9 protein-coding genes are annotated in these 14100 nt (G+C 37.7%); 2 read left to right on the forward strand and 7 right to left on the reverse strand.

All coding sequences use genetic code 11. The features are described from left to right. The first annotated feature begins 96 nt into the window (after positions 1–96). Complete coding sequence (locus tag HBB17_RS15630) at positions 97–1020, forward strand: helix-turn-helix domain-containing protein (RefSeq protein WP_167958445.1); 924 nt, start codon at positions 97–99, stop codon at positions 1018–1020. A 115-nt stretch (positions 1021–1135) separates the two neighbouring features. Here HBB17_RS15630 and nifJ read toward each other — a convergent pair whose 3' ends face one another. Further along, the gene (gene nifJ, locus HBB17_RS15635; protein WP_167958446.1) at positions 1136–4681 is read right to left on the reverse strand and encodes a pyruvate:ferredoxin (flavodoxin) oxidoreductase; all 3546 of its coding nucleotides are present in this window, start codon (positions 4679–4681) and stop codon (positions 1136–1138) included. 297 nt (positions 4682–4978) lie between these two features. Next, positions 4979–6583 (reverse strand): xylulokinase, encoded by a 1605-nt coding sequence (locus HBB17_RS15640; protein ID WP_167958447.1) that lies wholly within the window; start codon positions 6581–6583, stop codon positions 4979–4981. 180 nt (positions 6584–6763) lie between these two features. Between HBB17_RS15640 and HBB17_RS15645 the strand changes: the two genes are divergently transcribed. After that, the gene (locus HBB17_RS15645) at positions 6764–7402 is read left to right on the forward strand and encodes a hypothetical protein (RefSeq protein WP_167958448.1); all 639 of its coding nucleotides are present in this window, start codon (positions 6764–6766) and stop codon (positions 7400–7402) included. A 119-nt stretch (positions 7403–7521) separates the two neighbouring features. On the opposite strand, the gene HBB17_RS15650 is transcribed toward HBB17_RS15645, so the two are convergent. The 5 genes from HBB17_RS15650 to HBB17_RS15670 form a co-directional block, all read right to left on the reverse strand. Further along, on the reverse strand, positions 7522–8976 hold the full coding sequence (locus HBB17_RS15650) for a DEAD/DEAH box helicase (RefSeq protein ID WP_167958449.1): 1455 nt from the start codon (positions 8974–8976) through the stop codon (positions 7522–7524). 144 nt (positions 8977–9120) lie between these two features. Next, on the reverse strand, positions 9121–11016 hold the full coding sequence (locus HBB17_RS15655; protein ID WP_167958450.1) for a M56 family metallopeptidase: 1896 nt from the start codon (positions 11014–11016) through the stop codon (positions 9121–9123). 27 nt (positions 11017–11043) lie between these two features. After that, positions 11044–11403, reverse strand: coding sequence for a BlaI/MecI/CopY family transcriptional regulator (locus HBB17_RS15660; RefSeq protein ID WP_167958451.1), 360 nt, complete (start codon positions 11401–11403; stop codon positions 11044–11046). Between the two features lie 370 nt (positions 11404–11773). Beyond that, a complete protein-coding gene (locus tag HBB17_RS15665) occupies positions 11774–12313 on the reverse strand; it encodes a rubrerythrin family protein (protein WP_167958452.1) in 540 nt (179 codons plus the stop codon). 291 nt (positions 12314–12604) lie between these two features. After that, complete coding sequence (locus tag HBB17_RS15670; RefSeq protein ID WP_167958453.1) at positions 12605–14077, reverse strand: DUF1846 domain-containing protein; 1473 nt, start codon at positions 14075–14077, stop codon at positions 12605–12607. Positions 14078–14100: the final 23 nt, after the last annotated feature.

Here is a 14100-nt window from a genome sequence, read left to right on the forward strand (position 1 = left end):
ATTAAACTTCAGAGCCCTAAAAACAAACCGCATACAAATCATATGCCCATTTGTCATTTTCCACGTTTAAGTAAATTGAATTAGGAGACGAGTACTATGATTCCATATAATAATTTTCTATCTTCGATTATTGCTTATTCCAAATTACCCGAGCATCTGGATTTAGATTTTCTTATTCCAGTAATTCTGAAGGCTTCCACCAATTCATTTTCATCTGTTTTAGCCGGATGTAAAGAAGTCTCCTTGACTTTTCCTTTTTATTGCGAAAGCAAGGGCTGCCCCTACTATATTTTACTGTATACCAAAACTGGACAAGGTAGCATCCAACTAAGTGGACATTCCTATCCAGCAAAGGTAGATACTCTACTGTTCTTTTCTTGTGAACAACCATTTAAGATTTGTTCCTTTGATCAAAACTGGACATTTCAGATTCTATACCTGAACCAAGGATTTGCCGATTTATACTATCAGATTTTTCATCAAAATACGGACGTAATCTATGAGGTTAAGTCCTTTTCCTGTGTGCCCTTCTGCTTTCATAATCTTCTCAAAATCGACGAGCAAATGAATTTATCTTCGATCTATGAGATGAAATGGATTACAGACATCTTGACGGAACTTTGTATTTATGTACAGACAAAAGACAATCCAGATGATTCTATACCATATTATGTAAAGAAACTAAAAGAACGAATTGATGAGCAATTACAGGAATCCATCTCTTTAGAAGCCTTTGCAGAAGAATTAAAAGTGAATAAGTATCGATTATGCCGCGAATTTTCTCAGTTCTATCACATGCCTCCACTTCATTATCGCAATCATATGAGAATTGAGAAAGCAAAAGAATTATTATTCACTACCAACTTAACCATTACCGAGATTAGCTTACAACTAGGAATAGAGAATGTAACCCATTTTATTAATCTATTCAAAAAAGAAACAGGCGCTACCCCGCTAGTATTTAGACAGGAAGCACCCGAATCGATTCGTAATCTATATAGAAAGGATCCTGTTTCCTAATAAAAGCATCCCCATCCAATACAGAAGATTCCATATATATACGAAAAGCCTATGTACAGATCTTAATACATCGTACATAGGCTTTCGTTTATTCCTTCCCTTTTAAAGGAATGGATTATTTATATAATTCTACTAACTTCAACAAATGTTCATAACGAGCTTTTGCTGCTTCTTCTGATGCAGAGAATAATTTTTCTGCACGATCTGGGAAAGAACGAGTCAGACGAGTATAACGAGTTTCGTTATTCAAGAAGTCTTGATATGATCCATCACCAGGTTTAGACGTTAATGTAAATGGATTCTTTCCTTCTGCTTTCAATGCAGGATTGAAGCTGAATAGATTCCAGTAACCAGCTTTAACAGCTGCTTTCATTTCATCTTGACAGTGGTTCATACCACCCTTAACTCCGTGTAATTCACATGGAGCATATCCGATGATTAAGGAAGGTCCATTATATGCTTCCGCTTCTGCAAGTACTTTTACAGTTTGTGCTGGGTTTGCACCAAGAGCAATCTGTGCTACATATACGTAGCCATAGCTCATAGCAATTTCAGCAAGAGATTTCTTACCTATTTCTTTACCAGCAGCAGCGAATTGACATACTTCACCGATATTAGATGCCTTTGAAGCTTGTCCGCCTGTATTAGAATACATCTCTGTATCGAATACCATAACGTTAACATTTTCTCCAGAAGCAAGCACATGGTCAAGTCCACCAAATCCGATATCATATGCCCAACCATCACCACCGAAGATCCATACAGACTTCTTAGCAAGGTATTGTTTCTTTTCCATAATCTCTTTGCAAAGATCACATCCTGCATCTGCGCCCTTCTTAATTTCAGCAACTAATGCTTCTGCAGCTGATGCATTGTCTTTTGTTGAATCTTTTGTTTCCATGAATTTTGCTACAGCAGCTTTAAGTTCTTCAGAAGCTTTATCAGATTCTGCTACTTTTTCTACTTTCGCAATTACTTGATCACGAATTGTCTTTTGTCCAAGATACATACCAAAACCATGTTCTGCATTATCTTCGAATAAAGAGTTAGACCAAGCTGGTCCTTTCTTCGTGTCTTTGTTTACTGTATATGGACTTGTTGCAGCTGGACCACCCCAGATTGATGAACATCCTGTTGCATTAGAGATGTACATTTGCTCACCAAATAATTGTGTGATTAATCTAGCGTATGAAGTTTCTGCACAACCTGCACAGCTTCCTGAGAACTCAAGAAGTGGTTGGTTGAATTGAGAACCTTTAACGGTATTATCAGCTGGCATTCCAGGTTTCTTTCCTACATTTGCTACTAAGTAATCAAATACTGGTTGTTCTGCTGCTTGTGATTCTTGAGGAACCATTGCAATTGCAGCAGTTGGACATACGGTTACACATTCGCCACAACCCATACAATCTAATGGGGAAACGCTCATTGTGTACTTGTATTCTCCAGCCTTTGGTTTCATATCAGCAAGTTTGATTCCAGCAGGAGCAGCTTTTACTTCTGCTTCATCTAACATAAATGGACGTATTGTTGCATGTGAACATACGAATGCACAATTGTTACATTGGATACATTTTGTAGCATCCCATTCTGGAACAGATACGGCGATACCACGTTTTTCATATGCAGAAGCACCAGTTGGGAATTGACCATCTGCGCATTCAGCGAATGCAGAAACTGGTAGGTTATCCCCATCCATTAAACCGATTGGATCAAGTAATTCTTTTACCATCTTAACAGTTTCTGGACGTCCAACTAATTCTCTTGCAACTTCTTTTTGTTCTGCATTTGCCCATGAAGCAGGAACTTCTACTTTATGGATTGCATCTACACCAGCATCAATTGCTTTGTAGTTCATCTCAACAACTGCATCACCCTTCTTACCATAAGACTTCTTAGCAGCAGCCTTCATGAAGTTGATTGCATCGTCGATTGGCATTACATTTGCTAATTTGAAGAATGCAGATTGAAGAATGGTGTTGGTACGTTTACCCATACCAATTTCAATTGCTTTATCAATTGCATTGATGGTATATAACTGAATATTGTTCTTTGCAATATATCTCTTTGCTTCTGCATTTAGATGTTCTTCTAATTCTTCATCAGACCATTGACAGTTAATCATGAAGATTCCGCCTGGCTTAACGTCTTGAACCATCTTGTATCCTTTTACAACATAAGATGGGTTATGACATGCAACGAAATCTGCTTGGTTGATGTAATATGGGCTTCTGATTGGTTTGTCACCAAAACGAAGATGGGAAATTGTTACACCACCTGTTTTCTTTGAGTCATATTGGAAATATGCTTGGATGTACTTATCTGTATGGTCACCAATGATCTTAGTTGAGTTCTTGTTAGCACCAACTGTACCATCTCCACCAAGACCCCAGAACTTACATTCAACAGTACCTTTTGCTGAAGTAATAGGAGCTGGTTTTACTTCTGGTAAGCTTAAGTTCGTAACATCATCTACGATACCGATTGTGAAACGAGCCTTAGGCGCATCCTTCTCTAACTCTTTGTAGATTGCGAATACAGATGAAGGTGGAGTATCTTTTGATCCTAAACCATAACGACCACCCGTTAATACGATATCATTCAATCCAGCTTCTCTTAATGTAGCAGCTACATCAAGGTATAATGGATCACCGAATGCTCCTGGTTCTTTTGTACGGTCTAATACAGCCATCTTCTTAACAGTCTTAGGAAGTACTTTTAATAAACCTTTTACTGACCAAGGACGGAATAATCTTACTTTGATTAAACCAACTTTTTCACCTGCTGCAGTTAAGTAATCAATTACTTCTTCCGCAACATCACAGATTGATCCCATTGCAACAATGACACGATCTGCGTCTTTTGCTCCATAGTAGTTAAATAGATCGTAATCTGTTCCTAATTTTTCATTTATCTTAGCCATGTATTTTTCAACAACAGCTGGTAAGTTATCATATACACTATTACATGCTTCACGATGTTGGAAGAATACATCTCCGTTTTCATGAGAGCCACGCATTGAAGGATTCTCTGGATTTAAAGCATGTTCACGGAATACTTTTACTGCATCCATATTACACATTTCTTTTAAATCTGCATAATCCCATTTTTCAATCTTTTGAATTTCATGTGAAGTACGGAAACCGTCGAAGAAGTTAATGAATGGAACTTTTCCTTCAATTGCAGCTAAATGTGCAACTGGACTTAAGTCCATAACTTCCTGTGGATTTGTCTCGGCTAACATTGCAAAACCTGTTTGACGACAGGCATATACATCACTATGATCACCAAAGATGTTAAGTGATTGAGTAGCAACCGTACGTGCTGATACATCAAATACACAAGGTAATTGCTCTGCAGCAATTTTGTACATATTAGGGATCATTAATAAAAGTCCCTGAGAAGCTGTAAATGTAGTGGTGATAGCACCAGCAGCAAGTGAACCATGTACTGTTCCTGCAGCTCCTGCTTCAGATTGCATTTCAACAACCTTCACCTGATTTCCAAAAATGTTTTCCTGTCCTAAAGCAGACCATTGGTCAACATAATCAGCCATTGGGCTTGAAGGTGTAATTGGGTAAATGGCAGCAACATCAGTAAACGCATAAGCTACATGAGCAGCGGCTGTGTTACCATCCATTGATTGTTTCGCTCTTGACATTCGTATTTCCTCCTTTATGTAATAAAAGGTCTTATGGGCCCTATTCGAAGAATATTTTATCATTTTTCATACGTTTTGTAAAGGAATTTACTGTTCACAATGTCGAACAATCTGTTAATTTAAGATTTTTTTTAGATATATTTCATATAAATTTTGGTACATTCTTTCCAATCTCAAAATAATTAACGTTTTTTTATGCATATTAACCATTATTTTTTTGATTTATTCGACTTATTTATCTGTTTTTTACTATTTTACCATCTGTTATTCCTCCTATAGCAACTACATAAATACCTTCTACAGATGATCAACTGCTGCTCTCTCGATTGGCAAGCCTTCTTTGTATCGTTCAATAAAAGCATCAAAACCTTTTACATCATTGGCATCTGGTTTTACAACACTTCCCGTCTTGCCACCAAATACCCGATTGCTTAGGTACTCAGCCAATGATTCTTTTGCTTGTTTATCAATCATATAAGACGCTAATAAAGCAATTCCCCACGCTCCACCTTCTCCTGCTGTGTCCATAACAGAAACTGGTACATCCATCGATGCTGCTACGATTTTCTGCCCTACTCCTTTTGTCTTGAATAAGCCGCCATGTCCATAAATTGTTTCCAGTTTTACGCCTTCTTCTTTTAGAAGGATATCTAAACCTACTTTCAATGCACCTAATGCAGTAAACAGATTTACGCGCATAAAATTCGCAAGATTAAATTTGGAATCTGGTTTCCGCACAAACAAAGGACGTCCTTCTTCAAATCCCGTAATATGTTCCCCAGAGAAATAATTATAGGAAAGCAGTCCACCACAATCTGCATCTCCCTCCAGCGCTTTATTATAAAGCATTTCATAAATCTTGTTCTTATCAGAAGAAACGCCCATTCCAATCAAGAATTCTTCAAACAGATTTACCCATGCATTCAGATCCGATGTACAATTATTACAGTGTACCATGGCAACAAGATCACCCGAAGGTGTTGTAACAAGATCCAATTCTTCATGAACTGCTTTTAGTTCTTTTTCCAATACAACCATGGCAAATACGGAGGTACCAGCAGATATATTACCTGTACGAACTTTTACACTATTAGTGGCAGCCATACCAGTACCAGCATCTCCTTCTGGTGGGCAAAGCATTACCCCTGCTTGCAGATTTCCTGTTGGATCTAATAATCTAGCTCCTTCTTCCGTTAGACAGCCCGCCGATTCTCCCGCAACTAGAACCTTAGGAAGAATATCTTCTAATTTCCAACTAAAATTCTTATTCGCAATTCGTTCATTAAATTGATTGATCATCTTTTGGTTAAAGTTCTTTGTTTCAATATCAATCGGAAACATACCAGAAGCTTCTCCGATACCAATCACCTTTTTTCCTGTTAACTTCCAGTGTATGTATCCAGCCAAAGTCGTCAAGTATGTAATGTCTTTCACATGTTCTTCCCCATTTAAAATGGCTTGGTCAAGATGGGCGATACTCCATCTTTGTGGGATATGATAATTGAACAAGTGTGTTAATTGTTCTGAAGCTTCCCCTGTAATCGTGTTTCTCCAAGTTCGGAAAGGAACAAGTAATTGGTCCCTTGAATCAAATGCCATATAACCATGCATCATTCCACTAAATCCAATCGCTTTCAGATTTGTGATTGTTCCATTATATCTTGTCTGTACATCCTTCGTCAGGTCTAGATAACATGCAGCAAGACCTGCCCAGATTTCTTGCTCTGCATATGTCCAGATATGATCAACCAATTGATTTTCCCATTCATAACTTCCTGATGCTATAGGCATATTCTCTTCGTCAACTAAAACTGCTTTTATTCTTGTTGAGCCAAATTCTATTCCCAAAATTGCATTTCCCTGTTCAATCGTTTGTTTTGCATTACCCATTCTAATCACCATATCCTTTCCAAGATCTATCCGATTTGCACAAGTACACATCGTCATTTTCTCATACTCTAAGCATACAACTTGTACGCTCCTATGCACAAGATGTTTTTCAACAATTCGCTTCTCAAAAACACAAAACTAAACTTTATGCATAAGGTATTATAGACACAATCTATATTAGGAGGGAACTCAATGGAAGCAACAAGGCGTTTTTGCGCCACTCCATCCAGACAATATAACGCAGAATTAGAACAGGATTCTTGTGACTATTCACCGACTCCAAATGTAATCACAGGTATTCCACCACGTGGGGAAAGTTTCAATGAACGTATGATGAACCCACGCGCCTCTTTTTTACCGATCGTTGGTACAATTGTTGATGTAGAAACGGAATACTTTAATCGAAGATCCAATTGCATTTCAAACTATAACCTAACCGTACAAACAGATGATGGGCAGGAAGTCCATTTCATAGTGAATGCTAATACGTACTATGTTGACTGCATCACACAGAAACCAGGTCAACGGATCATTGGTTTTTATGATACTTCTGCTCCAATGCCACTCATCTATCCACCACGCTATATTATCAAAGTACTCGCTCTTGACTTACAAAACCGCTTTGTAAATGCGGACTTCTACGATTGTTATCTTGTTAGTAGCAACCAGTCTTTACAACTCGTTATTTCGAACAACACCTATATCATTGATGAAAGCGGTCACCCATATTGTGGTAACATCTCAAATCGATATATGGTTGCCTTGTACAGCCAATTTACAGAAGATTCACCTATTGTTACAACGCCATATGTTTTAGTCGTCTTGCATTAAAATTATTATCATGTGAGTGCACATCCCCCGAAGGGTTTTTATAATAGGAAAGTCGGAAGACTTTCCTATTATAGAAAAAGGGAACATACTGTTGCAATATGTTCCCTTTTCTATATAAATCATCGTGTTTTTCGCACTTTTCTTATTTTCCCTTTGATCGTCTTTACCTGAAGAGCATTCAATACTTTGTCACCTTTCCCATTCAGAATTTCAACATACGTTATACTATCTCTCACATCAATTGCACCGATATCTTCTGCAAGAATTCCATCAATACTGCAAATAGTTCCTACTATATCCACAGCACGCATCTTGCTTTTCTTACCTCCACTTATGGTCAATTTCATGATCGTCTGCTGGAATGCTTCCCCCTTCTTTTTCTTAAGGACTACTTTTTCTTTCTGGCGATCCCAAAATGGTTTTTCCTCTTCGGCTGTTCCTTGTTGGTATATGTTAATTGGAAGTTCATAGCCAACATATGTTTCAACCATGCGCTTCATCTTTTGATCTGCACTTGTTACAAAACTGATTGCCGTTCCTGTCTCCCCATTTCTACCTGTCCTTCCTATACGGTGTACATATGTTTCTCGTCCTGTTGGGAAATCATAGTTAAATACATGGCTTAACCGATCAAAATCAATCCCCCTAGCAACAACATCGGTCGCAATCAGATAACGGAAACGTCCTTCCCGAAACCCTTCCACCGTTCGAATACGATCCTGTTGATCAATATCACCATGGATCATGCCCGCTTTCACTCCATCTCTTCGAAGTTTCCGACAAAGAACATTCACCATCTCTTTTGTTCCACAAAAGATCATACAGCTGTCTGGATTTTCTTTTGCTAGTACGTGTAGGAACATCTTATATTTGCTATTGCTTTCCTCTTCCTTGTCTTCCTCTTCCACCTCATAGATTTCCTGACGAATGTGATTCTGTTCCTCTAGGGTGTCTTCGATGGCAATAAATACAGGATTCTTAAGGTATTGTTCAATCATCCTCTTGATTGGTTCTTCTATGGTAGCCGAAAACAACATGATTCTTGGTGTTTTTTTTAGCGTATCTAGAATCTTCTTTACATCCTCAAAGAATCCCATATCTAACATTAAATCCGCTTCATCGATTACAACGGATTTTAAAGCATCAAAGGATAGCGTTCCTCTTAGGATATGATCTAGGATTCTCCCTGGAGTTCCTACAACAATATGGGATTTTTGTTTTAATGACTGGATTTGTTTTTCAATGGGAAATCCCCCAATCAAATCTGGCACTTTTAACCGTTTTTTTCTTCCGATCAAGTACAATTCCTGTTTTGTTTGCATCGTTAGTTCTCGTGTCGGTTCTAGTACCAATGCAGTTGGCGTATTCTCCTCCCATATTGCTTCCTCACATAAGGGTATTGCAAATGCGGCAGTTTTTCCGCTTCCTGTCTGTGAACGTCCCACCACATCTCGCCCACTTAATGCTTCTGGTAATACCTGTTCCTGTATCTTCGTTGGAACAGTATAATTTAGAATCGTCAATGATTCCAGTATTTCCTTTGATAAATCATATTTACAAAATTGATTATTCATGTATCCTACTCTTTCTCTATTTGAGACAAGATTCCCCTTATCTCTTTTTTTTATATAACGCAATACACCTTATGGTAAAGTTTGTGTTTATACGTAGTCGGCTAGCCATTCCTATGCTAGTGGGCTAAAACGAACTTACACCTTCTAGTTTAGGATTAAATTCAAATGAAAACTTGCGTTATTACCAACGATTTTGAAACCAACAGTACCATTCAATGTATTAATGTCCACAGAACCTTTCGATGCTTCTTGCACTACGGTATGTTCGATATTATTCGCATCGATGTATATGACACTTACTGTTCCGGTTGTTACGGTTAACGAATAGTCAACTTTCATTAAGTGATTTTTCGTATTATATCCACTATATACTACCTGTGTTCCCGTAAGACCCTCTCCACTTACTGTGATATCTCCCACCAAATCGGAATTCACATTACATTCTCTCTTATACGTATCAGCGTAACCATTCGAAGCATATGTCGTATTATTTGAAAGCTTCGCCAGTTCATCCCCATATTGGAATGTCTCGTCTGACAATTCAGACTCAAAAAGATAGACAACACCATAATCTTGTGTTTGCTCCATATAGTTCTTTACAATCTTGTCGAGTCCTTCTTGGCTCAAAAAGCTTTTAATCGTCTCAGCAGCTCCAATATCCAGTGTTTTTGCTACATAATCATATAATACCTGATCCAGTGTATCTGTAGGGTACGAAGCTGGTGAATTGAGATATTTTGCTATATCTAATTTGATATTACTATTATCCCCAAAGTCCTCCTTTGCAGTCGTCCATGCAAAACTGCTACTCGATCCAATTGCACCATTTTCCTCTTCTACGACAAATTGCTCATTTCCACCATTGTCTTCACTTAATGCCTCCTCACTTGCTTCTGATCCTACTCCTATATTCTTGTTCGTTGTCTTTCTATTTTGTGCATTGATCATTCCTGCTGTCAATACGCTACAACCAAGAAATCCCCCAATCAAACATACTACACACAATCCGAATACTTTATTGAGACTTACTTTCTTTTCCGCCATAATTTCCTTAATTCTCATCTGTGTAACACTTCCTTCCTCATTCATTCCTGCTACCATAACAGGTTCCCGATGCTTTTCTCGATAGATTGCCATTAAAATTGCCTTAGAGTACGATTTCTTTTCCACCTTGTCCATTCCCAGGATTACTCTTTCATCACAGGATAATTCACAAGCGATGTTTATCTTGTGAACAAGCTTTCGCAAGATTGGATTAAACCAGTGCACAATGCTCATTAAAGCAAAACCTTCTTTATACCACAAATCTTTTCGTTTATAATGTACCAATTCATGCCGTAAAATCAGTTGTAATTCAGTCACATCTGTTTTCTCAACTGGCAGATAGATGGTAGGACAAAACAGTCCGAATATCATAGGCCCTGTAACAAGTTGATTCATCTGAATTCTTGGAATTTTACGAAAAGACAACTTTGCGGATTCCTGAAAGAGAAGAACATTCAATTCTTGATACCACTCTTCATTGTTACCATTCGGCATTGCTCTTCCTTTTGCTAATTTTCGAATGTATGTGATGCGAACCCCTATACGATAACAAACCAAAATTACTACGCCCACACTCCATAGAATGGCAATAAGATCAATTAACTTTAATTTTTCATTTACATTGGTAGTCTTCACCAAATCTTGTGAAACGTGATTTGTTTGTTGTGTAGCCATATTTGCTAGCTGCGTAGTCGAATTAGATTCTTCATCAGAAGCTACCGCATCATCAACAGACCGTGTTTCAAAGCTTCCTAAATCCATCTCAAAATAACTCTGTATTCGTTCAATTCCCTGAACCTTTTCACCAATAGGCAAGGTAATTGGTAAAAAGGCAGCGATCAAAACAATGCTATGTAAATAATACCTTGTATTCTTCCGTAACCTTTTTCCCAATAATGCAAGGAAAAGCAATAATAGTCCATATATCAAAGTTGCTGCGATCGTCATATAAAACACCTTTGTGAACAAGTATACAATTCCATCTAGTATCATCATCTGCCTCCTCTCTAAAAAGATTACTCCTTATTGTTGCTCAATCTCTTTCAGTAAATGTTCTAATTTTTCGTCACTTAGATCATTCTCGCATAAGGAAGCAAGCATACTCTTCAAAGAACCTTTATGAACATTTTCCATGAATTTTTTTGTTTCCCCTTTTCGGTATTCTTCTTCACTTATGATAGCACGGTATGAATTCACCCGACCCTTGTTACATTCTAGAAGTCCTTTTTCTGTTAATCGAGCTAAGAAGGTACGCAAGGTACTGTACTTCCAATCTTTCTTTGTTGATAACAGATCTAGAACTTCTCCAGGTGTTATCTCTCGGTTTTGCGACCAGATAACCTCCATCACTTCATATTCTGATTCAGACATTGAATTTACCATCTTAATTCTCCTCTCACAAAATACTCGAAAGCTCGTTTACTCTACAAACGAGAACGACGGCGAAGTAATTCACCAAAAATACTACTTAAGGTAGGTTCAAATTGACGCCGTCATACTAGACTAAAAATCACACAGCGCAAAAGTGCTACATGATGTAACACGTCTTATGTTACATCATGTAGCACTTATTGTCAAGTACGAAATATTCAAAAACGGTTCCATCCACCTTAACCATTGCTACCTGTGTGGTTTATTTAAGCGAGAGGTCCGGATGAGTTTTAATGATTATGTCCTACGCCAGCGCATTTCCTTAGCCAAACAGCTACTGAAAACAACCGACCTTCCCATCCACTATATTGCCCTCTGACAATCAATAATCCTGACAGTATTTCTGGTAATATCCTTGTGGATATCCACATACAGGACATCGTTCTGGTGCACATTCACCATAATACATATTACCGCAATTCAAACAAAGCCACCAGATTTCTTCTTTCTTACAAAATACCAGCCCTGTTTCAATATTCTCAGCCAATTGGGTAAAACGATAATCATGTGATTCTTCTATTGCAGCTATACCACTAAATATCTTTGCTAGCTCCGCATATCCTTCCTGGCTCGCAACTTTCGCAAATTCCTTATAGATTCCAGACCACTCACTATATTCTCCTTTCGAAGCATCTTTGAGATTTTCTAACGTACTTGGAACTTCTCCACCATGTATAATTTTTAGCATGATTTCCGCATGCTCTCTTTCATTCCCTGATGTTTCTTCAAATATGTTTCCAATCTGCTCATATCCATCCTCTTTTGCTTTCATTCCATAGATCGCATATTTTGTACTCGCTTTGAGTTCCCCTTCTAACGTTTTCATTACATTTTGATACGTTTTACTATTTCTAAAATCCATAGCAATCTCCTATCCGTTCATTTGGGTTTTCTTATCCCTTACAATGCTAATATATGAAATTGGTACAGGAAGGGTTCTAAATCCTTACATTTAATCCATCATAATATTTAATTAATCGTAATATGTAATCAATCGTAACATTTAATCAATCGCTGCATGAATAAAGAAAAACCACCATACCCTCTGCATGGATCCTAAAAGGATCATAACAGGAGGTATGGTGGTTGGTATTCTATCCTTCTTACTCTAATCGATTGACGCTTTTTTAGTGGAAAGCATCAAAAGACTAGGCTAATTTTCATTATGAAGAGATTTGCTATCCATCGTTACTTGTACACCAAGTTTCTTGAAACAGTCTCTGTCAACTTTTGTTAAACGACCAGTAGAGTGTACTTGTGTTCCACGTAGATTCTTTAATTCACGTAATGCTTTCACCGCATCTTCATCCGTAGAAGCACTACTTGATAAAGCAATTAGAATCTCATCTGTATGAAGTCTTGGATTTTTACTTCCTAGATATTCTACTTTTAATTTTTGAATTGGTTCGATTGCACTAGGTGAAATGATATGTTTTTCTTTTGGAATACCTGCTAAGATCTTTAATGCGTTTAATACTAATGCGGCAGATGGTCCTAATAGATCTGATGTTTTTCCAGTTACAATCGTTCCATCTAACAATTCCATAGCAGCTGCATCGTCGTTTGTTTCTTCCCTACGTTGTTTTGCTGCTCCAACAACCTTTCGATCTTCCAAGGTAATCTTAGCTTGGTTCATCAATAGTTCGACTTTATATAACTCTTCTTTTGCTGCATTTCCAGTCGCAATCTTATTCAACGTTTCATAATATCTACGAATGATCTCTTGTTTGGAAGCATCCCTACAAGCTTCATCATCAATGATACAATTTCCTGCCATATTAACACCCATATCGGTTGGGGACTTATATGGGCTTTTTCCATAGATTCGTTCAAACATCGCATTAACAACAGGGAAGATTTCCACATCACGATTATAATTTACCGTTGTAACACCATACGCTTCTAAGTGGAATGGGTCAATCATATTAACATCATTCAAGTCTACCGTTGCAGCTTCATACGCAAGATTTACTGGGTGTTTCAAAGGAAGATTCCAGATTGGGAATGTTTCATACTTTGCATATCCAGCATTCACACCATGTTTATGTTCATTGTACAACTGGGACAGACAAGTTGCCATTTTTCCGCTACCTGGTCCCGGCGCTGTTACTACAACGAGTGGTCTTGTAGTTTTGACATAATCATTCTTACCATATCCCTCTTCACTCACAATATAATTCACATTATTTGGATAGCCTTCAATTTTGTAATGGAAGTAAACTGCAACATCTTTCTTCTCCAGCTTGTCCTTGAATAGATTTGCACTGGTTTGTCCAGAATATTGAGAGATTACCACACTTCCAACATATAACCCCTGATGACGGTATTCATCAATCAGACGTAATACGTCCATATCATACGTAATTCCCAAATCACCACGGATCTTATTTCGTTCAATATCTTCTGCACTAATGACAAATAAAATCTCTGCCTTATCTTTCAATTGCATTAACATCTGCAACTTACTTGATGGTTCGAATCCAGGCAAAACCCTAGATGCATGGTAGTCATCAAACAATTTTCCACCAAATTCAAGATATAATTTGTTGTCAAACTTTGCAATACGTTCCAAAATGTGTTCCGATTGCATCTTCAAGTATTTTTCGTTATCAAAGCCTTGTCTCATCGTTCATTTCACCTTTACTCATT

The sequence above is a fragment of the Anaerosporobacter faecicola genome (assembly GCF_012070565.1).
Classification (GTDB): domain Bacteria; phylum Bacillota; class Clostridia; order Lachnospirales; family Lachnospiraceae; genus Anaerosporobacter; species Anaerosporobacter faecicola.

Excerpts from the sequence above, each read along its gene's own strand:
- HBB17_RS15630 (WP_167958445.1), top strand. The coding sequence starts at position 97 with ATGATTCCATATAATAATTTTCTATCTTCGATTATTGCTTATTCCAAA.
- nifJ (WP_167958446.1), bottom strand. The coding sequence starts at position 4,681 with ATGTCAAGAGCGAAACAATCAATGGATGGTAACACAGCCGCTGCTCAT.
- HBB17_RS15640 (WP_167958447.1), bottom strand. The coding sequence starts at position 6,583 with ATGGTGATTAGAATGGGTAATGCAAAACAAACGATTGAACAGGGAAAT.
- HBB17_RS15645 (WP_167958448.1), top strand. The coding sequence starts at position 6,764 with ATGGAAGCAACAAGGCGTTTTTGCGCCACTCCATCCAGACAATATAAC.
- HBB17_RS15650 (WP_167958449.1), bottom strand. The coding sequence starts at position 8,976 with ATGAATAATCAATTTTGTAAATATGATTTATCAAAGGAAATACTGGAA.
- HBB17_RS15655 (WP_167958450.1), bottom strand. The coding sequence starts at position 11,016 with ATGATGATACTAGATGGAATTGTATACTTGTTCACAAAGGTGTTTTAT.
- HBB17_RS15660 (WP_167958451.1), bottom strand. The coding sequence starts at position 11,403 with ATGGTAAATTCAATGTCTGAATCAGAATATGAAGTGATGGAGGTTATC.
- HBB17_RS15665 (WP_167958452.1), bottom strand. The coding sequence starts at position 12,313 with ATGGATTTTAGAAATAGTAAAACGTATCAAAATGTAATGAAAACGTTA.
- HBB17_RS15670 (WP_167958453.1), bottom strand. The coding sequence starts at position 14,077 with ATGAGACAAGGCTTTGATAACGAAAAATACTTGAAGATGCAATCGGAA.